The sequence below is a fragment of the Microbacterium sp. GCS4 genome, from assembly GCF_001262495.1.
Classification (GTDB): Bacteria; Actinomycetota; Actinomycetes; order Actinomycetales; family Microbacteriaceae; genus Microbacterium.
In genome coordinates this window covers 579,266-604,812 of the sequence record NZ_LGYE01000002.1, presented here as the reverse complement: position 1 = coordinate 604,812, position 25,547 = coordinate 579,266, and the positions used below count along the sequence as shown (strand labels likewise).

General features: G+C 69.6%; 24 protein-coding genes and 1 tRNA gene. 7 read left to right on the top strand and 18 right to left on the bottom strand.

Annotated elements, in window-relative coordinates; genetic code table 11:
• Both AKH00_RS10130 and AKH00_RS10125 read left to right on the top strand, forming a co-directional pair.
• Positions 1 to 1,215, top strand: a complete 1,215-nt coding sequence (locus tag AKH00_RS10130) for a DUF58 domain-containing protein (protein WP_050722579.1) — start codon at positions 1 to 3, stop codon at positions 1,213 to 1,215.
• Positions 1,202 to 3,454 carry a transglutaminase family protein gene (locus tag AKH00_RS10125; protein WP_050722578.1) on the top strand — a complete coding sequence of 751 codons (2,253 nt, stop codon included), beginning with the start codon at positions 1,202 to 1,204 and terminating at the stop codon, positions 3,452 to 3,454. The genes AKH00_RS10130 and AKH00_RS10125 overlap by 14 nt, the downstream gene beginning before the upstream one ends.
• A 32-nt stretch (positions 3,455 to 3,486) precedes the next feature.
• On the opposite strand, the gene trhO is transcribed toward AKH00_RS10125, so the two are convergent.
• Entirely contained in the window at positions 3,487 to 4,377 is an 891-nt protein-coding gene (gene trhO, locus AKH00_RS10120; RefSeq protein ID WP_050722577.1) for an oxygen-dependent tRNA uridine(34) hydroxylase TrhO, read from the bottom strand.
• Positions 4,378 to 4,472: 95 nt separating this feature from the next.
• Between trhO and AKH00_RS10115 the strand changes: the two genes are divergently transcribed.
• A tRNA-Ser gene (locus tag AKH00_RS10115) sits at positions 4,473 to 4,560 on the top strand.
• Between the two features lie 793 nt (positions 4,561 to 5,353).
• Here the strand turns inward: AKH00_RS10115 and AKH00_RS10105 are convergent.
• The 8 genes from AKH00_RS10105 to AKH00_RS10070 form a co-directional block, all read right to left on the bottom strand.
• Positions 5,354 to 5,953, bottom strand: a complete 600-nt coding sequence (locus AKH00_RS10105) for a GNAT family N-acetyltransferase (RefSeq protein WP_050722575.1) — start codon at positions 5,951 to 5,953, stop codon at positions 5,354 to 5,356.
• Between the two features lie 28 nt (positions 5,954 to 5,981).
• On the bottom strand, positions 5,982 to 6,629 hold the full coding sequence (locus AKH00_RS10100; protein ID WP_152926154.1) for a phosphatase PAP2 family protein: 648 nt from the start codon (positions 6,627 to 6,629) through the stop codon (positions 5,982 to 5,984).
• A gap of 30 nt (positions 6,630 to 6,659) precedes the next feature.
• Positions 6,660 to 8,039, bottom strand: a complete 1,380-nt coding sequence (locus AKH00_RS10095; protein WP_082297542.1) for a multidrug effflux MFS transporter — start codon at positions 8,037 to 8,039, stop codon at positions 6,660 to 6,662.
• A gap of 78 nt (positions 8,040 to 8,117) precedes the next feature.
• A complete protein-coding gene (locus tag AKH00_RS10090) occupies positions 8,118 to 9,272 on the bottom strand; it encodes a cystathionine gamma-synthase (protein ID WP_050722573.1) in 1,155 nt (384 codons plus the stop codon).
• Between the two features lie 53 nt (positions 9,273 to 9,325).
• Positions 9,326 to 10,702 carry a cystathionine beta-synthase gene (locus AKH00_RS10085; protein ID WP_050722572.1) on the bottom strand — a complete coding sequence of 459 codons (1,377 nt, stop codon included), beginning with the start codon at positions 10,700 to 10,702 and terminating at the stop codon, positions 9,326 to 9,328.
• Positions 10,703 to 10,783: 81 nt separating this feature from the next.
• Entirely contained in the window at positions 10,784 to 11,746 is a 963-nt protein-coding gene (locus AKH00_RS10080) for a carbohydrate ABC transporter permease (protein WP_050722571.1), read from the bottom strand.
• The gene (locus AKH00_RS10075; protein ID WP_235556738.1) at positions 11,746 to 12,885 is read right to left on the bottom strand and encodes a carbohydrate ABC transporter permease; all 1,140 of its coding nucleotides are present in this window, start codon (positions 12,883 to 12,885) and stop codon (positions 11,746 to 11,748) included. The genes AKH00_RS10080 and AKH00_RS10075 overlap by 1 nt, the downstream gene beginning before the upstream one ends.
• A gap of 104 nt (positions 12,886 to 12,989) precedes the next feature.
• On the bottom strand, positions 12,990 to 14,306 hold the full coding sequence (locus tag AKH00_RS10070; RefSeq protein WP_050722569.1) for an ABC transporter substrate-binding protein: 1,317 nt from the start codon (positions 14,304 to 14,306) through the stop codon (positions 12,990 to 12,992).
• Positions 14,307 to 14,582: 276 nt separating this feature from the next.
• On the opposite strand from AKH00_RS10070, the gene AKH00_RS10065 reads away from it, so the two are divergent.
• Positions 14,583 to 15,587 carry a LacI family DNA-binding transcriptional regulator gene (locus tag AKH00_RS10065; protein ID WP_050722568.1) on the top strand — a complete coding sequence of 335 codons (1,005 nt, stop codon included), beginning with the start codon at positions 14,583 to 14,585 and terminating at the stop codon, positions 15,585 to 15,587.
• Between the two features lie 137 nt (positions 15,588 to 15,724).
• Here AKH00_RS10065 and rplL read toward each other — a convergent pair whose 3' ends face one another.
• The 3 genes from rplL to AKH00_RS10050 form a co-directional block, all read right to left on the bottom strand.
• Entirely contained in the window at positions 15,725 to 16,105 is a 381-nt protein-coding gene (rplL, locus tag AKH00_RS10060) for a 50S ribosomal protein L7/L12 (RefSeq protein WP_050722567.1), read from the bottom strand.
• A gap of 48 nt (positions 16,106 to 16,153) precedes the next feature.
• A complete protein-coding gene (gene rplJ, locus AKH00_RS10055; RefSeq protein ID WP_050722566.1) occupies positions 16,154 to 16,642 on the bottom strand; it encodes a 50S ribosomal protein L10 in 489 nt (162 codons plus the stop codon).
• 336 nt (positions 16,643 to 16,978) lie between these two features.
• On the bottom strand, positions 16,979 to 17,962 hold the full coding sequence (locus AKH00_RS10050) for a hypothetical protein (protein ID WP_050722565.1): 984 nt from the start codon (positions 17,960 to 17,962) through the stop codon (positions 16,979 to 16,981).
• A gap of 339 nt (positions 17,963 to 18,301) precedes the next feature.
• Here AKH00_RS10050 and AKH00_RS10045 point away from each other — a divergent pair, with 339 nt between their 5' ends.
• Positions 18,302 to 18,982 (top strand): YqaJ viral recombinase family protein, encoded by a 681-nt coding sequence (locus tag AKH00_RS10045; protein WP_050722564.1) that lies wholly within the window; start codon positions 18,302 to 18,304, stop codon positions 18,980 to 18,982.
• A gap of 47 nt (positions 18,983 to 19,029) precedes the next feature.
• Here AKH00_RS10045 and AKH00_RS10040 read toward each other — a convergent pair whose 3' ends face one another.
• The 5 genes from AKH00_RS10040 to AKH00_RS10020 are packed head-to-tail and all read right to left on the bottom strand — an operon-like array spanning position 19,030 to position 22,171.
• On the bottom strand, positions 19,030 to 19,560 hold the full coding sequence (locus AKH00_RS10040; RefSeq protein ID WP_152926153.1) for a hypothetical protein: 531 nt from the start codon (positions 19,558 to 19,560) through the stop codon (positions 19,030 to 19,032).
• Entirely contained in the window at positions 19,557 to 20,240 is a 684-nt protein-coding gene (locus AKH00_RS10035) for an LPXTG cell wall anchor domain-containing protein (protein WP_050722562.1), read from the bottom strand. Before AKH00_RS10035 ends, AKH00_RS10040 begins: the two co-directional genes overlap by 4 nt.
• Complete coding sequence (locus tag AKH00_RS10030; protein WP_050722561.1) at positions 20,237 to 20,842, bottom strand: signal peptidase I; 606 nt, start codon at positions 20,840 to 20,842, stop codon at positions 20,237 to 20,239. Before AKH00_RS10030 ends, AKH00_RS10035 begins: the two co-directional genes overlap by 4 nt.
• 29 nt (positions 20,843 to 20,871) lie before the next feature.
• Positions 20,872 to 21,528, bottom strand: a complete 657-nt coding sequence (locus AKH00_RS10025; protein WP_050722560.1) for a SipW-dependent-type signal peptide-containing protein — start codon at positions 21,526 to 21,528, stop codon at positions 20,872 to 20,874.
• Between the two features lie 7 nt (positions 21,529 to 21,535).
• Positions 21,536 to 22,171, bottom strand: coding sequence for a SipW-dependent-type signal peptide-containing protein (locus AKH00_RS10020; RefSeq protein WP_050722559.1), 636 nt, complete (start codon positions 22,169 to 22,171; stop codon positions 21,536 to 21,538).
• Positions 22,172 to 22,467: 296 nt separating this feature from the next.
• On the opposite strand from AKH00_RS10020, the gene AKH00_RS10015 reads away from it, so the two are divergent.
• Together AKH00_RS10015 and AKH00_RS10010 are read left to right on the top strand one after the other, a co-directional pair.
• Positions 22,468 to 24,165 (top strand): MDR family MFS transporter, encoded by a 1,698-nt coding sequence (locus AKH00_RS10015; RefSeq protein WP_082297541.1) that lies wholly within the window; start codon positions 22,468 to 22,470, stop codon positions 24,163 to 24,165.
• Positions 24,155 to 24,631, top strand: coding sequence for a MarR family winged helix-turn-helix transcriptional regulator (locus AKH00_RS10010; protein WP_050722558.1), 477 nt, complete (start codon positions 24,155 to 24,157; stop codon positions 24,629 to 24,631). The genes AKH00_RS10015 and AKH00_RS10010 overlap by 11 nt, the downstream gene beginning before the upstream one ends.
• Here the strand turns inward: AKH00_RS10010 and AKH00_RS10005 are convergent.
• Positions 24,628 to 25,500, bottom strand: coding sequence for a LysR family transcriptional regulator ArgP (locus AKH00_RS10005; RefSeq protein ID WP_050722557.1), 873 nt, complete (start codon positions 25,498 to 25,500; stop codon positions 24,628 to 24,630). The genes AKH00_RS10010 and AKH00_RS10005 overlap by 4 nt on opposite strands.
• Positions 25,501 to 25,547: the final 47 nt, after the last annotated feature.

The following is a 25,547-nucleotide window of genomic DNA, read 5'->3' as shown; positions in this document are numbered from 1 at the left end:
ATGCCCCGCCGCCGGATGCTCACTCTGCGGGGCACCGGTGCGCTCATCGCGGGCACGGGCTGCCTCGTCGCGGCGAATCTCCTCGGCGCGGTCGTCCTCCTGTACCTCGGCATCCTCCTCTTCGCGCTGACGATCCTCGCCGTGATCGTCGTGCGGGCGCCGCGCCGCTCCGGCACCGTGACGAGGCAGATCTCGACCGATCTGCTCACGGTCTCGGAGACTTCGCGCGTCTCGCTGCGCTTCTCCCTGCGGGCCCTGCGGGTGCCGCGCGGTCTGTGGCGCGACGTGCTCCCCGACGCGGTCTCGGGCGACGCCGCCGGCGAGTATCCGCCGGAAACCGGTCAACTGAGCTACCTCATCACCGGCGTCCGGCGCGGGGTGTGGCCGATCGGACCGCTGCTGCTGCGGACGGTCGACCCCTTCGGGCTCGCGCAGCGCGAGCAGGAGTTCGGGGAGACCCGCACGGTCACGGTCGTGCCCGAGGTGTTCACGCTCTCCCCTCTCGCCGTCCGCGTGGGCGCGGCCGGCGGCACGGCGCAGACCTCCTCGAGTCGTCTCGGCCAGGGCAGCGACAATCTCTCACCGCGCGTGTACATCCCGGGCGACAGCATGCGCCGCATCCACTGGCGCGCGACAGCCCACCGCGGCCAGCTCATGGTGCGACAGGAAGAGGAGGAGTCGAGCCCCGACGCCCTCGTCGTGCTCGACCGCAGCGCGGGGCGGTGGTCGGCGTCGGGCGATCAGGCCGACCCTGCGTTCGAGGCCGCGGTGTCGCTGTGCGCATCGGCCGCGGTGCACCTCATGCAGGAGGGGTACGGAGTCGATGTGATCGACACCACCGGAGCGCTGCTCGGCACGCTGCGGGGCCATGAGGACGACCGCGATGGCCTGCTCGTGGCGCTGGCTCTGGTGACCCCGCGCGGAGAGGCCCGCGATCTCGCGTCGCTCGTCGGCGGCACCCCGCCCGGACCGCTCGTCTACATCACGGGTCGTCTCGACGAAGAGGATGCCGCGCTGCTGCGTCCCGCCGGCGCGGCGGCTCCCCTCCTGTTCACGACCGACCCGCAACCGGGGGCTGCGAAGGCCGCCGAGCCTCACGGATGGCGGGTCGCGACCCTCGGCGACGACGTCGCCGAGGCCTGGGAGGACGCCCTCCCCGAGCGGGTCGGGCTGACCCCTGCGGAACGGCGAGGAGCCGGCGATGTCTCGGCGTGAGCGCACGGCCGCGCAGGCGGCGCCGCGCTGGCATCGGGAGCACGATCTCCCGACCGGCGTCCTGTGGCCGGCCGTCATGGCTGCAGCCGCCGGCATCGTGGCGATGTGGCCGTACACGTCCGTGATCGCTCCGGGATCCTGGTCGCTCACGGTCGTCGTCGTGATCGTGGTGACGGGCCTGACCGGGATGCTCACCCGCACGCTGCTCAAGCGCCGACCGGTCTGGGTGCGCGATCTCGTGACGCTCGGCGCGCAGATCGTGGTCGCGGCGGCGACCGTCACCCAGCTGGTGGCGGGCGAGACCGCGGTCTTCGGCGTGATCCCGACCGACACCACGCTGGTGGTCTTCCAGACCCTGTTCGCCTCGGCCGCCGAGCAGATCACCTTCGGCTCTGCGCCCCTCAGTGCGTCTCCCGGTCTGCAGGCGGTCCTCGGCGCGGGCTTCGCGGTCGTCGCGATCCTCCTGGATCAGCTCGTCGCGCAGCGCGGCGCCGTCATCGCCTTCCTCCTCACCGGAGTGATCGGCGCGATGCCGATGATCGTGACGGTCAGCGGCGTGAACGTCGTGTGGTTCGTGATGCTGGCCGTCCTGCTGATCCTGCTCCTCCGGCAGACCGCCGCCCAGCATCCCGAGGCCCCGCGTCGCTCCTCTGCGGCGGTCACGGCAGGTGTCGGCGCCGCGGCGCTCGCCTCGACCATGATCGTGGCCCCCGTGCTGCCTGTGTCGGCCAGCCTGACGGGCACGGGAACGGGTGTGTCGGTCGACGCCTCCCTGCGGCTGGGGGACGACCTCCGTCAGCCGAACCCTGTCGAGGTGCTGACGCTCGCGACGACGGCCGACACCGCGCCCTACCTGCGTCTCACGACCCTCTCGGAGTTCGATGGTCAGGTGTGGCGGCCCGACCGCGGCGACCTGCAGGCCCAGAGCGAGGGCTTCGGCGCGGAAGACTGGGGACCCGGGATCCCGGTCGAGGAGCAGAGCACGTCGATCCGGGTGATCCGCATGTCGAGCTCGTGGCTGCCGGTGCCGTATCCGGCGACGAGCGTGCAGGGCATTCCTGCGGCGTGGCGGCTGAGCCCCGACAACCGGACGATCGCCTCGAGGACCGCGGATGCCGCCGGCAACGACTACACGGTGCGCTCCCTGGACGTGGAGCCGACGCTCGAGCAGATCCGCGAGACTCCCGCTGCGCCCCTCACGACGGACCCGGATGCCGAGCCGGTCGAGCTGCCCGCCGTGATCGGCGAGACCGCCGACGAGGTCACGGCCGACGCGGACAACGACTACGACCGCCTGATCGCGCTGCAATCGTGGTTCCGCAGCGAGTTCACGTACTCGCTCGAGACCCCGGTCGAGGAGGACTTCGACGGCACCGGTGCCGATGCTGTCGCGCAGTTCCTGGACGTACGGTCGGGGTACTGCATCCACTTCGCCGGTGCTTTCGCCCTGATGGCGCAGAGCCTCGACATGGAGGTGCGCATCGTCGTCGGATACCTCCCGGGTGCACGGACGACGACCACGCGCGGCGAAGAGGCCGTGTATTCGGTGTCGAGCGACCAGCTGCACTCCTGGCCGGAGGTGCTCTTCCCCGGCATCGGATGGGTGCCGTTCGAGCCGACGGCCTCGCTCGGCGTGCCCACTGCCTTCGCGGCCGGCGCGACCACGGGCGGCGGCACCGGCGGCGCGACGCCGACCGAGCCCTCGGCGGCCCCGACGGCCGCGCCGACCACGGGCCCGGAGGTCGAGCGCCCGGACGCGGGCGACAACGCCGGCGCCACCGGACAGCTGCGCTCGCTCGATCCCTCCCCGGTCCTGTTCACGACCCTGGGGGTCCTCGTCGTGCTGCTGATGCCGGCGCTGATCCGCCTGTCCCAGCGGGCGGTCCGCCGCGGGCGGGCGCGACGCGGTGACGCGGCATCCGCCTGGGCCGAGCTGCGGGCGACCATGCTCGATCTGGGAGTCGCGGTCTCCGATGCGGAGTCGCCGCGCATGCGCGGTGCCGATCTCGTGCGCGACAACGGGGTGGATGCCGAGGCGATGCGCGTGCTCACGGATGCCGTCGAACGCGCCAGCTACGCGCGCCCGACCGAGGCGACGGCGCACGGCCTCGACGAGGCTCTCGGCTCGGTGCTCACCCGCCTCCGCCACAGCGTGGACCGTCCATCGCGGGCTCGGGCGCTGCTCGTGCCGCGGTCGCTGTTCGCCTCCCGCGGGCAGGACTCCCCACTGCTCGCCTGAGCCGAGGGTGTCGTGGTCTCGCTGCGAGCCGGTCAGGCGGCGTGCACGGTGCAGCGCACGGTGTCGCATGCGGCGCAGACCACGAACTGCGTGCGGCACGACGGATCGGGGCAGTTGGCTGTGCGGTTGGTCGCCGCGCCGCATCCCGCGCATTCGCCGATCACGGCCGCCTGGTCGGAGAAGTCGACCGAGCCGCGCTTGTCGAACACGTACAGCGAGCCCTCCCAGAGCCCCTCGTCGCCGTAGGTCTCGCCGTAGCGGACGATGCCGCCCTCGAGCTGGTACACCTCTCCGAAGCCGCGAGACGTCATGAGGCTCGACAGCACCTCGCAGCGGATGCCGCCGGTGCAGTAGGTCACGACCGGCTTGCCTTTGAGGTCGTCGTAGGCGCCGGAGTCGAGCAGCTGCACGAAGTCGCGGGTCGTGTCGGTGTCGGGCACCACCGCGCCGCGGAACCGGCCGATCTGAGCCTCCAGCGCATTGCGCCCGTCGAAGAACACGACGTCGTCGCCACGCTCGCCGATCAGCTCATGCAACGCCTCCGGGCTCAGGCGCGTACCGCCCCCGACCACGCCGTTCTCGTCGACGCGCAACTCGTCCGGGGCGCCGAAGGACACGATCTCCTCACGCACCTTGACGCTGAGCTTCGGGAAGTCGAGGCTGCGCCCCTCGGCATCCACCCCCGTGCCCTCGCTCCACTTGAGGTCGACGTCGCGGAACGGCGCATACGAACGGAACGAGCGCGCCCACTTCTTGAGAGCAGGGAGGTCGCCGCCGAGCGTGCCGTTGACGCCATCCTTCGAGATCAGCAGCCGTCCGCGCAGTCCGAGGGCCTCGCCGAGGTCGCGCTGCCACACCCGTACCGCCTCGGGGTCGGCGAGCGGAGTGAACACGTAGAAGAGCACGATCTTGGGGGTTGCCACCTGGAGATTTTACGTCGCGTCCGCGGGGCCGCGGCTCGGAGGCGGCTGGTCATGGGCATCGGGCGCGATCGGATAGACTGTTCAGGTTGTTCCCTGGTGACGTGTCCGAGCGGCCGAAGGAGCACGCTTGGAAAGCGTGTGTTGTGCAAGCAACCGCGGGTTCGAATCCCGCCGTCACCGCCAAACGTCAAACGGCCCTCGCGAAGCGGGGGCCGTTTGACGTTTATCTGATGCTGGGGATTCGGGGAGCCCTGAGCGCAGCGAAGAGCGGAGTCCCGCCGTCACCGCCAAACGCCTGAAGGCCTCACGAAGCGGGGGCTGTGTGACGTTTACCTGATGCTGTGCTCGTGCCGGAGTACTGTTTCCTGGAGCGCCTCGTCAGGCATCCAGTACGTCACTGGCGTTGGCATGGAAGCGTACGTATCGGGTGGTTGGCGATAGTCGCGACACATGTGCACGCGTAGGCCCGCTTGGCATTCTTACAGGGCCTACGCGCGGCTACCGTCGAAGGGGAATCTCATGAATCCACTTGTTCCGGCGTTCTTGGACGGCGTATTCGTGTCCGTTCTTGCCCTTGGCTTTGTGCTCACGATCGTCGCGTTCGTGTCGCTCATGATGACGAGAGGGCTCTCGTCACTACTGGTCATCCTCTGGTCGGTGGCGATCTTCGCAGTGCCGTTCCTGGGCTCGGGTGCATGGTTCGCAGTCAGATCCCGCGTGTACTCCAAGAACCGTTCGCACCGAACTGCCAGCGTCAGTCAGTAGAACCCCGGTCGTTGAGCGACACTTCGACTCGCTCCGCTCGCTCCGTGCAGGTCTCCGCGAGACGAAACGCGGCGAGCCGAACCGCGCGACCTGACGCGTTTCGTCTCGTCGCTGCGCTCCTCGCTCAACGACCGAGGAGGAACCCTGCGCTCCTCGCTCAACGACCGAGGAAGAACCCTGGGCTCCTCGCTCAACGACCGGGGGTCACGCTTCAGCCGAAGGTCACGCCGTAGCTCTGCCCGCCGGGCTCCGCGGGCAGCCGCGTCATGCCGAGACGCTCGTAGAACGCGGCCGCTCCCGTGTTCTTGGGGTCCATGCCGAGATGCAGGCCCTTCACGCCGCGGCGCTCGAGCTCGGCGAACAGCGTCTCGATGAGACGGCGTCCGAGTCCCTGGCCCTGCGTCTCGGGCAGCAGATCGATGTGCAGGTGGGCGGGGTAGTCCCCCGCGTTCGCGTTCTTCCCGGGCGCCTGGGCGTAGCCGTACTCGACCATCTTCTCTTCGCGGGTCGACGGCTCCGTGGCGCGCGGGTACTTGGCGTTCAGGGCGGGCCACCACTCGTCGCGGAACCAGGTCGAGAACGCCTCGGTGTCGTCCGTCGCGACGATGTAGCCGATCACGCGCTCGTCGTCGGTCTCGACCACCCAGGCGAGGTCGGGATGCCGCTCGACGTACGGCACCGCGAACAGGTCGCCCCACAGCTCGTCATCCGTGAAGATTCCGGTCGCATCTCCCCCGGCATCCGCGGTGCGCACGCACACCTCGTACAGGGCGGCGCGGTCGGACGGACGGTACGGGCGGATGCGCGACACGGAGACTCCTCGATGAGTGGGGATGCCGTCAGCCTATCGGCGCGGCCGGGGTCCGCGATCGTGGGATGCGCTCCGACATCGTGCGCGCCCACGGCAGCACGAACCCCGCGAGCACGAACACGACGCCCGCACCGACGAGGGCTCCGCCCACGGTGTCAGTCGTCCAGTGCACCGAGAGCAGGGTGCGCGAGAGCGCCATCGCGACGATCCACGCCGCACCCACGATCGCGACCCAGACCCGCGGGAACAGCAGGTACAGCACGAGGGCGATCGTCGCGGCGTTCGCGGTGTGGCCGGAGGGGAACGATCCGAAGTCGCTCGCGACGATCATGTCCTCGGGGCGCGCCCTGCCGAACAAGTGCTTGAGCAGCTGCACCATCCCCGCGCTCGCGAGGAAGGCCATCGCGGCGAACAGCGCGCCCCGCCATCGTCGTGCGAGCAGCAAGGCGAGGATCACGAGCAGCGGCACACCGAGGATCGCGACCCAGCCGCCCCCGATGTGATCGAGCACGAGGGCGAACGACAGCATCCAGTCCGCACGGTTTTCGACGATCTCGCTGTTCCACCAGCGGTCGAACCCGGGCGGCTCGGTGTACCCGAACACGATCACGGCTCCGAGAAGTGCGGCCGCGGCCAGCATCCCGAATCCCCACCACAGCATCGTCCGCGATCTCATCCGACCATTCTGCCGGGTGGATGCTGAGAATCAGGGAGCCAGCATCGCGACCGTGCGCGGACGCACGATCAGCCACAGCGAGAGGATCGCGATCACGGCGCAGCCGACCATGACCGAGGCCATCGTCGTGGCGGTGATGCCTGCGCCCTTCGAGATCCAGCCCACGATCGGCGAGATGAGTCCGGCGACGCCGAAGTTCGTCGCGCCGATCGCGGATGCCGCGGTTCCGGCCGCCTTGCCGTGGCGGTCGAGCGCGAGCACCTGCACGTTCGGGAACGTGAACCCGCACGCCGTCATGAAGAAGAACAGCGGGACGACCGTGCCCCACAACCCCAGTCCGAGCTGGTCGGTCACGATGATCGCCGTGCCGGCGAGCAGCAGCACGGCCGTCGAGTAGGCCATGACCCACTGCGGCCCGAAGCGGGCGGCCAGGCGCGAGGCCGTCTGCACGCCGAGCACGACGCCGAGCGAGTTCACGGCGAACAGCAGGCCGTACTGCTGCGCGTCGAGCCCGTGGGTCTGCTGGAACAGGAAGGGCGAGGCCGACAGGTACGAGAACAGGCCAGAGAACGTCATGCCGCCGATGATGAGGACGCCGATGAAGACCCGGTCCGAGAAGACCGAACGGTAGCGCTGCAGCACGGTGGCGCCGCCGCGCTCCTGCCGCCGCGCCACCGGCAGAGTCTCGGGGATGAAGAACAGGGTCGACACGAGCATGACCACCCCGTACAGGGCGAGCACGATGAAGATGCCCTGCCACGGCATGAGCGTGAGCAGCCAGGAGCCGATCAGCGGGGCCACCACGGGCGCGACGCCCGACACGAGAGCGAGGCGCGACAGCATGACGACCAGGCGGCGTCCGCCGAACAGATCGCGCACGATCGCCATCGCGACCACGCCTCCGGCAGCCGCCCCGACGCCCATGAGCACGCGCGCCCCGCCGAGCAGCGGCAGCGTCGGGGCGAAGGCGGCCGCCGCGCTCGCGAGCACGTGCAGCGCGGTGACGGCGATGAGCGGGATGCGACGTCCGATCTTGTCGCTGAGCGGTCCGACGATCAGCTGGCCGAGCGCGAAGCCGATCATGGTGCCCGTGAGCGTGAGCTGCACGGCCGCCGCGGTGGTCTGGAAGTCCTCCTCGAGCACCGGGAACGCCGGAAGGTAGAGATCGATCGTGAACGGTCCGAGCGCGGTCAGCGCGCCGAGCAGCACGATGTACAGCGCACGACGCCCGTTCGAGATCGAGTCGCCGGGGTGCAGCATGATCGGCGCGGTCGCGGGGTTGGACCCGAGCGTGCGGATCGCACCGGTCGACGAGGGCACGCGGATGCTGCCGGTCGCGGTGCGCTCGGGAGCGGGAGTGGTGGGCACGGAGTCAGTGGGCACGGAGTCGGTGCGGGGCGCGTCAGACACAGGTTCTTCCGGATCGAGGGGAGTCTGCTCGAAACGATTCGAGCGAAGCCCCCATGCTACTCCCCCGGATGCCGTGCCTCAGCGTGCGATGCGGGCGAGCCCCTGCTCGAGGTCGGCGATCAGGTCGGCCGCGTCCTCGATGCCGACCGAGAGGCGCACGACGTTCTCGGGCACGGCGAGTTCGGTGCCGCGCACCGAGGCGTGGGTCATGTCCGGCGGGTACCCGATCAGCGACTCGACCCCGCCCAGCGACTCCGCGAGCTGGAAGAGCTCGGTCGACTCGGCAAAGGCCTTGGCCGCGTCTGCGCCGGCCGCGAGACCGAGCGACAGCATCCCGCCGAAGCCGCTCATCTGGCGTGCCGCGATGTCATGCCCCGCGTGCGAAGCGAGACCCGGGTAGAACACCTGCGCGAACTCCGGGCGCTCCGCCGCCCACTCGGCCACGGCCTGCGCGTTCTCGGAGTGCTGACGCACCCGCACGGCGAGCGTCTTGATGCCGCGGGTCGTGAGCCAGGCGTCGAGCGGCGCCGAGACCGCGCCGACCGCGAACTGCTGGAACTTCACGTCCTCGACGAAGCGGTCGTCGCCGAAGATCACGGCGCCGCCGAGCACGTCGGAGTGTCCGCCCAGGTACTTGGTCGTGGAGTGCACGACCACATCGGCGCCGAGCGACAGCGGCTGCTGCAGCGCGGGCGAGGCGAACGTGTTGTCGACCACGGCGATCGCCCCGGCCGCGTGCGCGATCTCGGTGATCAGCGCGATGTCGACGATCTTCAGCAGCGGGTTGCTCGGGGTCTCGATCCAGACGATCTTCGTCTCGGGGCGGATCGCCGCACGCACGGCATCGGTGTCGGAGAGCTCGACGACCGTCGAGAGGATGCCCCACTTGGCGAGCACCTTCGCGAACAGCCGGTAGGTGCCGCCGTAGACGTCGTTGCCGAGCACCACGTGGTCGCCGGGTGAGAGGATGCCGCGCAGCAGCGCGTCCTCCGCGGCGAGACCTGAGGCGAACGAGAGGGCGCGGACTCCCCCTTCGAGCGCCGCGAGCTGCGTCTCGAGCGAGGAGCGCGTCGGGTTGCCCGCCCGGTTGTACTCGTAGCCCTCGCGGAACCCGCCGATGCCGTCCTGCACGTGCGTGGAGGCCTGGTAGATCGGCGGGATGATCGCGCCGGTCGTCGGGTCGGGTTCCTGACCCGCGTGGATGGCTCGGGTGGCGAAGGAGTGCTCGGACATTCCCTCAGCCTACGTCCGCCTCCCCGTCGGAGGCCCCCGCGTTACGCCCGGGGTCAGCGCGACAGGTACGCGAGCAGATCCTGCCGCGTGAGCACGGTGTGCGGCTTGCCGCCATCGGTCACGAGCAGCGCATCCGCGTCCGCCAGCGCCGCCCGGGCCTGCGCGAGCGGAGCATGGATGCCGACGAGCGGCAGCCGCTCCCCCACGTGCGCTCCCACGGCATCCGTCGGCTTCGCCTCCCCGCGGAACAGCAGGTCGAGCAGACCCTTCTCGTCGACCGTGCCGACGACCTCGCCCATCATGACGGGCGGCTCGGCGCTGAGCACGACGAGCTGTGAGACCTCGTACTCGGTCATGAGGCCGATCGCCTCGAGCACGGTGTCGGTCGGGTGCGCGTGCACGAGGTCGGGGATGCCCTCCCCCTGCCGCGGCGCACGGGCGGCGAGCACGTCGGCGACGGTCTCGCCCTCATCGACGTCGCTGAAGCCGTAGGAGCGCATCCATCCGTCGTTGAAGATCTTCGCCAGGTAGCCGCGCCCTCCGTCCGGCAGCAGGACGACCATCACAGCCTCAGCCGGCAGCTCCCGCGCGACGCGCAGCGCACCGACGACGGCCATGCCGCTCGATCCGCCGACCAGGATGCCCTCCTCCCGGGCCAGCCGACGGGTCATCGCGAAGGCCTCGGCGTCGTCGACCGCGACGATCTCGTGCGGAACCGTCGGATCGTAGGCGCCGGGCCAGATGTCCTCCCCGACGCCCTCCACGAGGTAGGGGCGGCCGGTGCCGCCGCTGTACACGCTGCCCTCGGGGTCGACGCCGACGATGCGCACCCGGCCGTCCGATACCTCGCGCAGGTAGCGTCCGGTGCCGGTGATCGTGCCGCCGGTGCCGACGCCGGCCACGAAGTGCGTGATGCCGCCGTCGGTGTCGCGCCAGATCTCCGGGCCGGTGGTCTCGTAGTGGCTGCGCGGTCCGTTGGGGTTCTCGTACTGGTTCGGCTTGAACGCCCCGGGGATCTCCCGCGCGAGACGGTCGCTCACGCTGTAGTACGACTCGGGACTGTCGGCCGCGACCGAGGTCGGGGTCACGACGACCTCGGCGCCGTAGGCGCGCAGCACGTCGATCTTGTCGTCGCCGACCTTATCGGGCACGACGAAGACGCAGGAGTAGCCGCGCTGCTGCGCGACGAGCGCCAGACCCACTCCGGTGTTCCCGCTGGTCGGCTCCACGATCGTCCCGCCCGGCTTCAGCTCGCCCGATGCCTCGGCGGCGTCGATGATGCGGGACGCGATGCGGTCCTTCGCGGAACCGCCCGGGTTCAGGTACTCGAGCTTCACGAGCACGGTGCACGCGATGCCCTCCGTGACGCGCTGGAGCTTCACGAGGGGCGTGTCGCCGACGAGGTCGACGATCGAGTGCGCATACTTCATGACTTCAGGGTAGACGTGCGGATGCCGCGGCCGGGGTTGTGTTGCACCCGGCCGCGGCATCCTGTCCCCGCGTGCTGTCGGTCAGCCCTTCGTCGACCCCGCCAGCAGCCCTCGGACGAAGTAGCGCTGCAGGGCGAAGAACACGATCAGCGGGATGATGATCGACACGAACGCACCAGCCGTGAGCAGGTACCAGTCGTTGCCCCGGGTTCCCGTGATCTCGGCCAGCAGCTTCGTGATCGGCGCCGCCGCCCCGTCGGCGAAGACGAGGGCCACGAGCAGGTCGTTCCACACCCAGAGGAACTGGAAGATCGCGACCGAAGCGATCGCCGGCATCGTCAGCGGCAGCACCACGCGGAAGAAGATCTGTCCGCGCGAGGCTCCGTCGACGCGCGCGGCCTCGATGATCTCCCCCGGGATCTCCGACATGAAGTTGTGCAGCAGGTAGATCGCGAGCGGCAGCGCGAACATCGTGTGGGCGATCCACACCTGTGCGTACCCGGACGAGGCGCCCAGCGGCTCGGTCACCTGCACACCGAAGAGGTTGATGCCCCGCGAGAACGAGCTGAGCAGCGGCACCAGGGCCATCTGGATCGGCACGATCTGCAGCGCGAACACGAAGATGAACAGTGCGTTGCGACCCTTGAAGTCGATCCACGCGAACGCGTACGCGGCCATCGCCGCGATCATCAGCGGAATGATGGTCGCGGGGATCGTGATCGCGATCGAGTTCACGAAGGATTCGAGGATTGTCAGCTGCGTGGTGCCCGACTGCAGCACCTGCACGTAGTTGTCGAACGTCACCTGCGGGTTCGCGAAGAACTCCCACCATCCACTGGACTGGATGTCGTCCCGCGGGCGGAACGACGAGATGAACAGCCCCAGCGTCGGGATGGTCCACAGCACCGCGATGACGATGGATCCGACGGACGCCCACGGACGGGACAGCTTCTTGCGGGCTCGGCCCGCCGCGGCATCCAGCCCTCCGCCCGTGGTGATCGCGCGGGTGGAGGCCGGGGTCTCAGTCTTCAGCGTGTCGCTCATCAGCGCACCTCCCGCTGCTTCTTGATCTGTCGGGCGTTGTAGATGACGATCGGCAGCACGAGCACGAACAGGATGACCGAGAGCGCGGCGCTGCGTCCGGCCTCGAACTTCGAGAACTGCGTGTACATCTCGTTCGCCAGCACCGAGGTGCCGTAGTTGCCGGCGGTCATGGTGCGCACGATGTCGAACACCTTCAGGGAGGCGATCGAGATCGTCGTGAGCACCACGATGAGCGCGGGGCGGATCGACGGCACCGTGACGGAACGGAAGCGCTGCCAGGCGTTCGCGCCGTCGAGCTCGGCGGCTTCGAGGAGCTCGGCCGGCACGCCCTTGATGGATGCCGAGAGGACCACCATCGCGAAACCGGTCTGCACCCAGATCAGCACGACGATGAGGAACAGGTTGTTCCACGGCTCATTGAGCAGCCACTGCTGCGGCGTCCCGCCGAACCACACGAGGATCTGGTTGAGCAGACCGATCTGCTTGAAGTCGCCGCCGCGGTACTCGTACATGAACCGCCAGATGATGCTGGCGCCGACGAACGAGATCGCCATCGGCATGAAGACGAGCACCTTGTAGATCTTCTCGCCGCGCGTGCGGTCGATGAACACGGCGTACGCGAGGCCGACGATCGTCGACACAGTCGGCACGAGCAGCACCCAGATGATCGAGTTGACCACCGAGGTGACGCCGTCGGACTGCGTGAAGATCCACACGTAGTTCGCGAACCCGACGAAGTCGCTGTTCGAGGAGTTGCGGAACGACGAGTACATGGTCTGGATCGACGGGAGGATGAGCCCGACGAGCAGCAGGAGCAGAGCCGGGGCCATGAAGGCCACGAGCTGGATCAGGTACCCGACGCCGTCGCGCGACCGGTAGTCCAGGAGGAAGAACACGGCGCCGACGACGACGGCGACGCCCATGGCCCAGTACCAGGAGTTGAAGAACAGCATCACGGCGAGCGGGATGAGCAGGCACATCGCCAGCCGGACGAAGGTGTAGAGGGTGCCCTTGCGCGGAGCGATGTCCACGAGGAGCAGGATGACGGCGACGACCACCACGAAGGCGACCACCACCACGAGGGCTTGGAGGACCGGCGGCAGCATGCCGACCCATTGGAAGAACAGAGTCGCGTTCACGGATTCCCCTTCATGACGCGGGTGGATCATCGGGCGGCGCCTCGTTGCGCCGACCGTTCGGTGCAGGAGGGCCGCCCCAGGACGGGGCGGCCCTCCTCATCCGATCAGCTGGACGGCCAGCCGGTCTCGATCTGCGTCAGGACCTCGTCCGTCGAGGTGCCGTTGACCCAGGCGACGATGCCCTTCCAGAAGGTGCCGGCGCCGACGGCACCCGGCATCAGGTCGGACGCGTCGAAGCGGAAGGTGGTGTCCGGGTCCTGCAGGATCTTGATGGTCTCCTGGAGGATCGGGTCCTTCGCGTTCGCCGGGTCGAGCCCGTTGTTCGCAGAGGTGACGCCGCCGAGGCTCACACGGCTGTTCGCCCACTCGGGGCTGGACAGGTACGCGAGCACCTTCTGCGTGGCCTCGGAGTCGCTGAACGCTCCGACGATCTCACCGGCACCGGTGACGGCCTTGTCGTCAGCGGACTCGCCCGGGAGCATGAACGCCCACACGTCGCCGTCCTCGGCGATGTTGGTGCCCTCGGGGAAGAAGCCCGACAGGAACGACGCCTGGTGGGTCAGCGCGCAGGTGCCGCCGGCGAGAGCCGGGGCCACGTCGCCGAACGCGGTCGAGTTGATCGAGCGCACGTCGCCGAAGCCCGCGTTCACGTTGGCCGGGTTGAGCAGGATCTCGCCGACGGAGTCGAACGCGGTCTTGATCTGCGGGTCGGTGAACGGGATCTCGTTGGTCACCCACTGGTCGTAGACGTCGGGGCCGGCCTGGCGCAGGACGTAGTCCTCGACCCAGTCCGTCCCCGGCCAGCCGGTCGCGGTGCCGGACTCGAAACCGGCGCACCAGGCGGGACCGCCGGTCTTGGCCTGGATCGTGTCGGTCAGCGCCTGCATCTCGTCGAGCGTGGTCGGGACCTCGACGCCCCACTCGGCGAACTTCGCCGGGGAGTACCAGATCCAGCCCTTGACGTTGGCCATGAGCGGAGCGCCGTAGAAGGTGTCGTCGACCGTGCCGTAGTTGACCCAGTCCTCGGTCCAGTACTCGTTGGCGTTCTTCTCGACCTCTTCGGGCGCGGGCTTCAGGAAGTCGCGCTTCGCGAAGTCGGCGAACAGACCCGGCTGCGGGAAGATCGCGATGTCCGGCGGGTTGCCACCCTGTGCGCGGGTGCCGAGCTGCGTCTCGAAGTCCTGGCTGCCCTCGTACTTGATGGTGATGTCGTTCTCCTCGGCCCAGTCCTTCCAGGACTCCTGGAGGAGCTCCGCCTCGGAGTCGACGATGGTGCCGTAGATCGTGACGGTGTTGTCCCCGCCTCCGCCGCCGCTGCCGCCGCCGGGGGCGCCCGGAGCACCGCAGCCCGCGAGCGCGATGCCCGCGACACCCAGGAGGGCGATCGGCGCGTAACGCCGAGAACGCTGTGACAGACCCATGTGAATTCTCCTCTTCGAGTTTCACGACTCCCTGCTGATCGCGCCGCCCCTCGGCGCGGATCGGGAACCGATTCCAGGACAACCTACCGGCGCGCAGCACCCCGACACAACAGGCGAGTATCACAAGCGTGCAACCATTCCTCGCGGCTCGACATGTGCTATGGGAGCGATCCCACAGCAATCGTGTGGAACCGGTTCCCTTCCTCCATCCGAACGGTTACGATGACTTCGGCGTGCACAGGGTCGAGCACGCGAGCGCCTGGTCGAGGAGGACCGATGAGCACGATCGCGGACGTCGCGGCACGTGCCGGCGTGTCCAAGGCGACCGCGAGCCGCGCCCTCACCGGACGCGGCTACGTCTCGGAGGACACTCGGCGGCGGGTCGCGGATGCCGCGGACGAGCTCGCCTACGTCGCCCACTCCTCCGCCACGAGCCTCGCGACCGGACGCACCGGGACGGTCGGCGTCATCATGCCGCCGGTGGACCGCTGGTTCTTCTCCGAGTTGCTCGCCGGCATCCAGGAGTCGCTCTTCGACCTCGACTACGAGCTCGCGCTCTACGGCATCCGCGAGGGCACCGAGACCCGCGAGCGGCTGTTCGACGTCGTCCTCCCGGGACGACGCTTCGACGGCATCATCGCCGTCGGCATCCAACCCAGCGCGCAGGAGCTCGAGCGCCTGCACCGCTCCGAACGGCCGCTCGTCAGCGTCGGGCCCTACAGCGAGGGATCGAGCGCGGTGTCGATCGACGACGTCGCCGCCGCCCGCATCGCGACCGAGCACCTGATCGAGCTGGGGCACCGCGACATCGCCTTCGTCGGCGGATCGAACGACGCCGCGTCCCTGAGCTTCGGCGACGCGCGCCGCATCGACGGGTACCGCGAGGCGCTGACCGCGGCCGGACTCGCCGACCGCGCTCGCATCGCGGACTCGCCGCCCACCATGCCCGGCGGCTACGCCGCAGCAGTCGAACTGCTCGGCGACCGACGGGGACGACCCAGCGCGGTGGTCGGGGTCTGCGACGAGGCCGCGATCGGGGCCATGATCGCCGCGCGCCGGCTCGGCATCGCGGTGCCGACCGAACTCAGCATCGTCGGAGTCGACGACCACCAGCACGCCGAGATGTTCGCCCTCACGACCATCAAGCAGTCGCCACGCGAACAGGGACACGAGGCCGTGCGGCTGCTGCAGCAGCGGATGGACGAGCCGGATGCTCCGCTCGAGCGCACCGTGACGGCATCCGTGCTCGTCGTGCGCAGCTCGACCGCCGCGCCCCGCTGATCCCGCGGGTCTCCGGATGCGGCATCCGCATTCGCACCCGCACCCGCATCCGCACCCGGACGCACGAAAGCCCCGGGCCGGAGCCCGGGGCTTTCGCAGACGTTCAGGCAGCGGCGTGAACCGCGACCCGGACGGGATTACTTGAGGGTGACCGTCGCGCCGGCCTCTTCGAGAGCGGCCTTCGCCTTGTCGGCGGTCTCCTTGTTCGCGCCCTCGAGGACGGCCTTGGGAGCGCCGTCGACGACAGCCTTGGCCTCGCCGAGGCCGAGCGAGGTGAGCTCGCGGACGGCCTTGATGACCTGGATCTTCTTGTCGCCAGCAGCCTCGAGGATGACGTCGAAGGAGTCCTTCTCCTCAACCTCTTCAGCAGCACCAGCGCCACCGGCGCCGGCGACGGCGACGGGTGCAGCAGCGGTGACCTCGAACTTCTCCTCGAACGCCTTCACGAAGTCGTTGAGCTCGACGAGGGTCAGGCCAGCGAACTGCTCGAGCAGCTCCTCAGTGGAAAGCTTCGCCATGATGTATCTCCTAGATAGATGGGGTTGTTGTACGAGAACGTCGGACGCTTACGCGGCCTCGGCGGTCTCGAGCTTTTCGCGAAGCGCGTCGATGGTGGCGGCAGCCTTGCCCATCGTCGCCTTCATCATGCCCGCAGCCTTCGCCAGCAGAACCTCACGGCTCTCGAGCGAGGCGTACTTGTTGACCTCGTCGGCGGTGAGGGCGTTGCCCTCGAAGATGCCGGCCTTGATCACGAGAAGCGGGTTGGCCTTGGCGAAGTCACGAAGAGCCTTGGCAGTGGCGACGAAGTCACCGTGCACGAACGCGACGGCCGACGGACCCTTGAGGTCCGCGTCCAGTGCGGTGATGCCGGCCTTGTTGGCGGCGATCTTGGTCAGCGTGTTCTTCACCACGGCGTACTCAGCGTCCTGACGGATGCTGTTGCGCAGCTCCTTGAGCTGGGCAACCGTCAGACCGCGGTACTCGGTCAGCAGAACGGCAGTCGAGTCCTCGAATGACTTCGTGAGCTCGGCGACCGATGCATCCTTCTGCGCCATGGTCACTCCTTGGTGTGTACGAGGCGCCTCACGGCGGTGAGGCGCCGACCTCGACCGCATGCAACAGAAAAGCTCCGGCGCAAGCGCACGGAGCTTCGGGAAGTTCGTGTCCTGCGCGGGCCCCTGCTGAGCAGAGCTTCGATCCTGCGTGTTCGCACACGCACGATGACCAGCGGTCTTCGGTTGCGACAACTCTACCTCACGCCCAGTCATCCCCCAAATCCGCGCCCCTCCCGCTTCCTCCCCCGCCGACGCCCCTGCTGGGCGCCGACGCCCCATCTGGCTGACGCGAATGAGCGGGGGCGTCGGAGCGGAACAGGGGCGTCGGCGAAGGACTCACCCCGGCGGACGGATGCCGAACGCGGCGAGCGTCGCCCCGAAGGCATCCGTCGACAGGATGTGCGACGAACCCCAGCGCACCGTTCTCCACCCGGTGACACCGCGCACGGCATCCTCTCGCGTCTTCTCGGCCATCACGACCTCCTCGGCTGTGCGTTCGCCGCGCACCTCGCCGTCGAGGTACTTCCCTGCGCCGTCGAACTCACCGAAGCACTGCGCCCGAGGGAATCCGAAATCCAGCCAGTAGTCCTCGCCCGACGGCCCCACGACATGCACTTGGAGTTGCGGCCTGACGAATCCGAGTCGGGCGAGCTGCAGACGACTCACGCTCTCCCCGGGGAGTTGGGCCCTTCCGTCGGCGAACTCGATGATCCTGCGGGCCTGCCTGATTCCGCGACCGTGCGAACGCTCGGCTCGTGCCGACATCCGGCCGGCCCATGCCGCGGCAGCGTCGGCATCCTGCACGTGCCCCGACACAGCCTCGCTCCGCAGTGCCGCATCCGCGGCGGAGACGGCGACACCTGCTGCCGTGGCGCGGCCGAGGTCGAGCACGGTGCGGTCGAGAGAGGTACACCGGATGCCGTCGATCTCCACGATGTCCGACGAAACGACCTCGACGTTGTGCCACACGACGCCGGCGCACGTGCGCCCGTGGCGCGCGCCGATGATCGCGGTGTGGACCTGCTTCGGCGCGAGCCGGTACAGCGGCAGACCGTGCAGCACCGCCGCCGACGGCCCCCAGAACACCGGGCCCGGTGCATCCGAGTTGAGGTGAGTGGCGACGACCTCGACGATGTGGCGCCCCTCGTTCCACAGCCCGTTCCACGCGTCGGCCGATACGTAGCGCCCGTTGCGCACGCGCCTGACCACTCGGTCCCGCACCAGCCGTTCGATGTCGCGCTCGGTGCATCCGCTGCGTCGAAGGTCGTCCCGCGTCTGCAGCAATGCGCGGGCGGTGGCGGCGTCGATGTTCCTCGGCATCCGCCGATCGTCCCGCGACATGGGACCGCACAGCGCTTCTTCACACCCCGGCCGCCCGGATGCGGCCCGTCGAGCAGTTGTGCAGGAGAGGTTGCCCGATGCCGACGCCCCTGCTCAGCGCCGACGCCCCTGCTCAGTCACGTAGTTCATCAGGGGCGTCGTAGGTGGGCAGGGGCGTCGGCGCAAGAGGGAAGGATGCGGGGCGGGGCGGGGGCGCGGGGCGGGGATGCGGAGACTGACGGGGATGCTGGGTCTGGACGCGTGGCGGGCACGGCGGCGCGGCGGGGCACGGCGGCGTGGGAGGGCAGGAGCGTCGGCGGGCGGGGTTAGGGTCGAAGGGTGACCCCGGAACTCCAAGCGCGCATCGTTGCGGACTCCCGCGACCGCGTGGCGTGGATGCGGGCGAGGTCGCGTGGCATCACGGCGACCGATGTCGCAGGACTCACGAGCGAGAAGTCGATCGCCCGCGCGGCGGACTCCAAGCTCGGCGGCGGGCCCCGCTTCGGCGGCAACGCCTACACGGATCACGGTCGACGCCGCGAACCCGAGATCGCCGCCTGGGTGGCCGCCACGCACGGCATCATGCCCTCGTCGGCGCTGTTCCGGGCCGAGGTCGAGCACCGGCACCTCGCGACCCCCGACGGCATCGCGGTCGACGCGGGCGGACGCGTGCAGCTCGCCGAGATCAAGACCACGAACAAGGCGTTCCGCGGCATCCCCCGCACCTACCTGCGTCAGGTGTGGTGGCAGCAGCACGTGCTCGGCGCCGAGCGCACCCTGTTCGTGTGGGAGGAGCACGTCGACTTCGCCCCCGTGCACGACGAGCCGCGCTGCGTGTGGATCGACCGCGACGAGCGCGAGATCGCGAAGCTCGTCGGTCTCGCCACCGACCTGATCGACGAGCTGTACCGGCGCACGACCGGCCAGCAGATCCCCTCCCGGATGCCGTCGGCCGTGACGAGCCGTCGCGAGCACCTCCGCGAGCGCGACGCCTTCCGCGCGCTCGCCCTCGCGGACTGATTCCCGCGCGCACCATCCACGCGCGCGATCCGCCCGCACAGGCGTCCTCAGGTGCAGGACCCTCCGATCCCGAGCGCTCCGACGGCGAGCTGCCTCGTCGCTCCCGTCGAGATCCACGACGTGCCGGACAACAGGTTGTTCACCGTCATGGTCGTGGTGCTGCCGAGCAGGTTCGCGATCAGGCTCGCGAGCAGCCCCTGCGAGAGCACGGCGGTGTGCGTGTAGAGGCCGCCCGCCGGGCCCGTCGTCGTGATGTTCGCGGCCGGGACCACCGCGCTCGTCGTGCCCTGCGTGAGTGTGAGGCGGACACCGTTCGCGGGATACGGCGAGGTCCACACGAGCGTGACGCTCTGGAAGATGCCCAACCCGTTGAGCGCGACCGTGCATCCCGTGATCGTCGGCACCGGCACCGTGAACGCCGTGAACGTGCCCGACGACGTGAACTCGACGTCGGTGAAACGCGCCTCGGTCACCCTCGCGGAGCCGAGCAGCCCGATCCCGGCGAACAGCGACAGCCCGAGGATGCCGACGAGCAGCCTCCTGCGCACCGGAACCGCCGGGGCCCGAGAGGCGCTCACGGCCGGCCCCTAGCCCGCGACGTGCCCTGCGTGTCAGTCGCGCTCGCCCGCGCGCCACGCGAGCGCAGGGCGAACAGACCGGCGCCGATCGCGGCGAGCGCGGCTCCGGCTCCGATCGCCCACGGCGTCGCGGTGCCACCGGTCGCGGGGAGCAGCCCGTCGGATCCGGCGACCACGCTCTCCCCCGCGCCGCGCGCGTGGACGCGGATGTCCGTGATCGTGCCGTCGTCGCTCGGACCCGCCGGATCCAATGCAACCCACAGTCGCAGGTACGCGGTCTCCTCCGAGGCGAACTCCGCCAGCGCGATCTCGGAGCCGTCGCGCGGGATGTCCCATGCCGACTCGAGCGCGGTGGCTCCGCCCGGGCATCCGCTCCCCTCCCACGGCTGCATGCACAGCTCGGCGTCGACGAGTATGGGCGCATCTCCGCTCGCACTCACCGCGAGCGTGACCCGGCCGGGATCGGGAGCGTCCGCACTGACCGCGACGTCCCACCGCACGCGCGCCCCGGGGAGGAGGCTCGAGGCGGCATCCCAGTCCGCGACCGACACCAGCCGCAGGATCCGCCCCTGGACCACCTCTGTCGTCGGCGCCGCCCAGGCCGGAGAGGCACCGACTGAGACGGCGACGAGCCCGACAGCGAGGGCGGTGGCGCAGACGAGCAGTCGGGGGGCCTTCATGTGACTCCGGCCTCTCCTCGTCGGGGCGAGCGCGGCCAGAACGCCCACACGACGAGCACGGTCGCCGCAGCGGTCAGACCGCCGAGCACGAGAGGGTTCCCCATCCCGGCGATCACGGTCGCGATGCCCGGGACCGAGAACAGCACGATCCGCACCGAGGTCACCGAGTACGGGAACGGGTCGTCGGCGGCGTTCGCGTCCCCCCGCATCGTGATCACGCGCTCGGCCGACGACTCGCCGCCGGAGATCGACGTGACGCGGTGGGTGATGGGCAGCTCCCCCGCGCGGTCGACCGTGACCACGTCCCCGACCTCGACCTCGGCAGCCGGCACGCGCTGCACCACCGCGACGGAGCCCGCGGGGATCGTGGGCGACATCGATCCGGTGGAGAACATGATGAGGGTGATGTGCGCCGTGAACGCGAGGATCACGAGCACGATACAAACGACCCCGCCGAGCGCCGCGATCCACAGCAGCACGTCGCCGAGCATCCGCCCGATGCCCCGGCCGCGCCGGGGCATCGCCGGGGCGGATGCCGTCGCCGGAGCGGCGTCGGCATCCATGCGCTCCCTGAGGCTGCGTCGCGTCGTCGGCGTGCTCATCGCGTCCCCCTCTCCGGTTCCCACCGCCGCTACGACGAGGTCCCCTGGATCTGCCACGTCTGCGTCATGGTGAGCCCCTGCGCTCCGTTGGCCGCGGTCGTGGGGAGTGTGACGGCGACACAGTAGTTGAGTTGGGTGCCGCCGTTCGCCGTGACCGCCTGCGGGACGGTCGTGGTGGGCGCGCCGCTCACCGTGAGTGCCGAGCCGTCGGCGACGACGACGCTGGTGGATGCCGACGCGGCGGCGTAGGTCACGGCAGTGCACGACAGACTCGGCGTCGCGGCGGTGGGGACGAGCCGCACACCGTAGGTCAGGTACGAAGCGAGTCCGGTGCCTCCGGGCGTCCCCGCCGTCAGCTGGAGGGTGCCGGCGGCGGACGGGTTCGCGGTCTTCACGCTGAACAGCGCGTACGTCGTCGTACCCGGCACCATCGCGGTGGGCGCGACCGTGAAGCTGAGCGCTGCGGCGGCACCGGCCGTGGCGTGACTCGAGAACGTCGCGCCGTCGGTGGCACCGACGATGTCGAAGCGCCCGGCGGTGAACGTCGCCGTCCCGTACTCGGAGTCGTTCCATGCGGCCAGGGTCATCGCGGCCCCCACGCCGAGCACGAGTCCTCCTGCGAGGAGGGCTCGGATCCGGCGGGAGCGGAGCCGCTTCGCCTCCCGCATGGCTCTGCGGGTCTGCATGTCGGACTCAGGTCGTCGACGTCGCCGTGAACTTCCAGGTCGCGGTCGTGGCGAGGCCCTGCTTGAGCGCTGCGCCGGCCGTGACCTTGAAGCACAGCTGCACCGCGGTGCCGGCGGTCGTGGCGTTCGCGCCCTTCGTCAGGGTCATCGGCGTCACGCCCGTCTGCACATCGAGGGTGGCGCCGCTCGCGACGGGGGTGCCGGTCGCGGATGCCGCGTTGCATGTGGCGCCCGGAGCCAATTGGTACACCTGGTACGAGAGGTTGCCGGTGTTGGAGCTCGCTGCGGGGTCGGCCGTCGTGCCGTTGGCCGAGAGGCTCGCACCGGTGGTCGTGCCGGCTGCGAGGCGCACCCAGAAGCCGGCGTAGACCGCGTCGCCCGGTGACATGTTGCCGACGAGTCCGGTGGGCAGGGTGAAGGCGAGCGTGGCGGCCGTGCCGCCGGTGTCGACGTTGTGGTCGCTGTAGCTGGCGTCCACGTCGCCGGCCACCGAGCCCTGCAGATTGAACGAGCCGGACGTGAACGTGCCCTGCGCGAACTCCGAGTCGTTCCAGGCGGCGAGAGTGACCGCGACGCCCACTCCGAGGACCAGTCCGCCGGCGAGAACCGCCAGAGTCTTCCGCTTCCGATCTTTCGTAACCATGCTGCAACCCCCTCAGGATGCGTTGTCGGTCGCACGGGCGCATCCGGTCTGCGATCCCTGTGGGTGCGCTCCCATGCGTTCCGGCAATCTTTGCGGAAGCGCTCCCACGCCACAAGAGGTGCGGGCATAACGATTGAACGCCCCTTCAGCCTCTTCACGCTCTAGACGCTCCACGACCGAACACCAGAACTAGTTGACGGAAATCAACCACAGGCGTATGGTTGACGAAGTTCAACTACTTCGCATGCGCCAGAGCTGTCGCAGCATCCCTTCCTGCGAATCACGAAAGGCTCCGCATGACCACGGACTCCCCCGCCCGGATGACGCACCGCCAGGTGCTGGAGGCCCTGACCGGCCTCCTGCTCGGCATGTTCGTCTCCATGATCGCGACGACGGTCGTCTCGACGTCGATGCCCGTCATCGTGCACGACCTCGGCGGCGACCAGGCCGCGTACACCTGGGTCATCACCTCCACCCTGCTGACGACCGCCATCTCCACCCCGATCTGGGGCAAGCTCGCCGACCTCTTCAACCGCAAGCTGCTCATCCAGCTCGCGATCATCATCTTCGTGGGGGCGACGGCCGCGGCCGGCTTCGCGCAGGACACGAACATGCTCATCCTGTTCCGCGCGATCCAGGGCCTCGGCGGCGGCGGGCTCGCAGCCCTCAGCCAGGTCATCATGGCCGACATCATCAGCCCGCGCGAGCGCGGCCGCTACATGGGACTGTTCGGCGCCGTCATGGCCGTCGCGACGGTCGGCGGCCCGCTGCTCGGCGGCTGGGTCACCGACACGATCAACTGGCGCTGGAACTTCTTCGTCGCGCTGCCGTTCGCGGTGGCGGCACTGATCATCCTGCAGAAGACCCTGCACATCAGCACCGAGCGCACCCGCAAGGCGTCGATCGACTACCTCGGCATCGTCCTGCTGTCCTCCGCAGTCTCGCTGCTGCTGATCTGGGTCACGAACGCCGGGTCGAACTTCGACTGGTGGAGCACCGAGACCGCGCTCATGGTCGGCGGAGCGATCCTCGCGACCATCGCGTTCATCGTCGTCGAGCTCAAGGTGCGCGAGCCGCTCATCCCGCTCTCGCTGTTCCGCGGACGCACCTTCACCCTGTCGGTCGTCGCGTCGATCTCGATCGGCGTCGCGATGTTCGGCACCTCGGTGTACCTCGCGCAGTACATGCAGCTGTCCCGCGGCGCCTCGCCGACCGAGGCCGGCCTCATGACGCTGCCGATGATGGCCGGGCTCCTCATCTCGTCGATGGTCGTCGGCCAGCTCGTCACGCGCTTCGGCAAGTGGAAGGGCTACCTCATCCTCGGATCCGTGCTGCTGATCGCCGGCTCGACCCTTCTGTCGACGCTGCACTACGACACGGACTTCGTGCTCGTCTCGATCTACATGTTCCTCACGGGCGCGGGCGTCGGCATGACCATGCAGAACCTCGTGCTCATCGTGCAGAACGTCGCGAAGCCCGCGGAGATGGGTGTCGCGAGCTCCGGCGTCACGTTCTTCCGCAGCCTGGGCGGCACGGTCGGCGTCTCCGTCATGGGCGCGGTCCTCGCGAACTCCCTGACCAACCTCTTCGCCGACGGCAAGGAGAAGCTCGGCGCCGCGATCGCCCAGCTCGGCGACAAGGGCGCCGAGGTCGCGGCGCAGCTCTCCAGCGGAACGCTGCCCGAGGTGCGCCTGCTCCCCGAGCCCGTGCGCTCGATCATCGAGGACTTCTACGCCCAGGCGATCTCGCACGCGTTCCTCATCGGCATCCCGCTCGCGATCATCAGCCTGATCGCGATCCTGTTCCTGCCGAACAAGCCGCTCACGCGCATGACGACGAGCGAACGCGCGACGGCGGATGCCGCGAAGGATCGAGGCTCGGTGGAGGATGCCGCTGACGTGGCGCTCTCCGACGCCGAAGCACTGTCGGGCGCCCCGCGCACCGGCTCGGTGACGGTGGTGCGCCGCGCGGCGGACGACTCCGATGGCCGCTGACGTCGAAGCGTCCGAGGGGGCGCGGACCGCTGCGGTCCGCGCGCTTGAGGCGGAGTTCAGCGAGCTCATCACCCACTTCCGCCGCCTCATCATGGACAACGCGAACCGCGTGAGCCCCGGCATGCTCCCCGGCGCCTATAAGACGTTCACGACGATCGCGCGCTGCGGCAGCGTCACCTCGTCTGCGTTGGCGGAGCGGATGCTTGTCGACAAGGGCCAACTGAGCCGCACCGTGCGCGACCTCGAGGAGCTCGACCTCATCCGCCGCTCCCCCGATCCGAGCGACGGCCGCTCCTCTCTTCTGAGCCTCACCCCGCACGGCGAGGCGAAGCTGCTCGAAGCCCGGGAGCCGCAGGAGGGGATGCTGATGCGCAACCTCGCGGACTGGAGCGTTGCGGACATCGACAGCCTGACCCGGCTGCTGCACGCACTGAGCTCGGGGGCGACGCCGGGCCGCGAGGACTAGACCGCCAGCACCCTGCGCGCCTCATCGGCGACCTCGGCCGCGATCGCGTCGAGGAGCTCCGAGCGCAGGTTCCACTGCTGCCAGAACAGGGCGACGCGCAGTGGCGGGCCGCCGAGGTCGACGAGGTCGCCGTCGTCCTGCAGCCGGGGCACCATCCCCCAGCCGAGGCCGAGCCGCACCGCGAGAGCGTAATCGTGGGAAGCCGGGACGTAGTGCCGCGGGATCCCCTGTGCCGCGATGCCCCTCGTCGCGAGCCACTCGTGCTGCAGCGTGTCCCGGCGGTCGAAGTCCACGAACGGCGCGAGCGCGAGCGCCTCGGGGGTCACACCGCCCGCGAACCAGCGCTCGGCGTAACCGGCCTCGGCCATCGCGCGGTACTCGAGCACGCCGAGCGGCGACACGGAGCATCCGGCGACGGGCGTCGCCTCGCTCGTCACCGCCGCCATGACCGTGCCCGATTCGAGCAGCCGCGCCGTGAAGTTCTGGTCGTCGCGGTGCAGGTCGACATCGATGCCGTGCGCGACGGACAGCCGGGCGAGCGGCGCGAGGAACCAGGTGGCCATCGAGTCGGCGTTCACGGCCAGCGGGATGCGGGGGCGCGGCGTCTCGCCGTCGAGCCCGAGCCCGCCCAGCGCATCGTGCTCGAGGAGGGCGATCTGACGTGCGAGCCGCACCACGGCCTCGCCGGCCTCGGTGAGCCGTGCCGGCTTGCTGCGGACGACGAGCACGCGCCCGAGCTGCTGCTCGAGCGCCTTGAGACGCTGACTCACGGCCGAGGGCGTGATGCGGAGCACGCGGGAGGCCGCGTCGAGCGTGCCCTCGTCGGCGACGGCGGCGACCGTGGCCGCGAGTTCCGGATCGATCTTCACATGAGCGATGCTAATGGTTCATCAGGAATCCTCGCTGGCGCTCATGC

What these genes read in the sequence shown, in the direction of transcription:
- AKH00_RS10130 (WP_050722579.1), top strand. Translation starts at nt 1, where the DNA reads ATGCCCCGCCGCCGGATGCTCACTCTGCGGGGCACCGGTGCGCTCATC.
- AKH00_RS10125 (WP_050722578.1), top strand. Translation starts at nt 1,202, where the DNA reads ATGTCTCGGCGTGAGCGCACGGCCGCGCAGGCGGCGCCGCGCTGGCAT.
- AKH00_RS10100 (WP_152926154.1), bottom strand. Translation starts at nt 6,629, where the DNA reads ATGAGATCGCGGACGATGCTGTGGTGGGGATTCGGGATGCTGGCCGCG.
- AKH00_RS10090 (WP_050722573.1), bottom strand. Translation starts at nt 9,272, where the DNA reads ATGTCCGAGCACTCCTTCGCCACCCGAGCCATCCACGCGGGTCAGGAA.
- AKH00_RS10085 (WP_050722572.1), bottom strand. Translation starts at nt 10,702, where the DNA reads ATGAAGTATGCGCACTCGATCGTCGACCTCGTCGGCGACACGCCCCTC.
- AKH00_RS10080 (WP_050722571.1), bottom strand. Translation starts at nt 11,746, where the DNA reads ATGAGCGACACGCTGAAGACTGAGACCCCGGCCTCCACCCGCGCGATC.
- AKH00_RS10070 (WP_050722569.1), bottom strand. Translation starts at nt 14,306, where the DNA reads ATGGGTCTGTCACAGCGTTCTCGGCGTTACGCGCCGATCGCCCTCCTG.
- AKH00_RS10065 (WP_050722568.1), top strand. Translation starts at nt 14,583, where the DNA reads ATGAGCACGATCGCGGACGTCGCGGCACGTGCCGGCGTGTCCAAGGCG.
- rplL (WP_050722567.1), bottom strand. Translation starts at nt 16,105, where the DNA reads ATGGCGAAGCTTTCCACTGAGGAGCTGCTCGAGCAGTTCGCTGGCCTG.
- rplJ (WP_050722566.1), bottom strand. Translation starts at nt 16,642, where the DNA reads ATGGCGCAGAAGGATGCATCGGTCGCCGAGCTCACGAAGTCATTCGAG.
- AKH00_RS10050 (WP_050722565.1), bottom strand. Translation starts at nt 17,962, where the DNA reads ATGCCGAGGAACATCGACGCCGCCACCGCCCGCGCATTGCTGCAGACG.
- AKH00_RS10035 (WP_050722562.1), bottom strand. Translation starts at nt 20,240, where the DNA reads ATGAAGGCCCCCCGACTGCTCGTCTGCGCCACCGCCCTCGCTGTCGGG.
- AKH00_RS10030 (WP_050722561.1), bottom strand. Translation starts at nt 20,842, where the DNA reads ATGAGCACGCCGACGACGCGACGCAGCCTCAGGGAGCGCATGGATGCC.
- AKH00_RS10025 (WP_050722560.1), bottom strand. Translation starts at nt 21,528, where the DNA reads ATGCAGACCCGCAGAGCCATGCGGGAGGCGAAGCGGCTCCGCTCCCGC.
- AKH00_RS10020 (WP_050722559.1), bottom strand. Translation starts at nt 22,171, where the DNA reads ATGGTTACGAAAGATCGGAAGCGGAAGACTCTGGCGGTTCTCGCCGGC.
- AKH00_RS10015 (WP_082297541.1), top strand. Translation starts at nt 22,468, where the DNA reads ATGACCACGGACTCCCCCGCCCGGATGACGCACCGCCAGGTGCTGGAG.
- AKH00_RS10010 (WP_050722558.1), top strand. Translation starts at nt 24,155, where the DNA reads ATGGCCGCTGACGTCGAAGCGTCCGAGGGGGCGCGGACCGCTGCGGTC.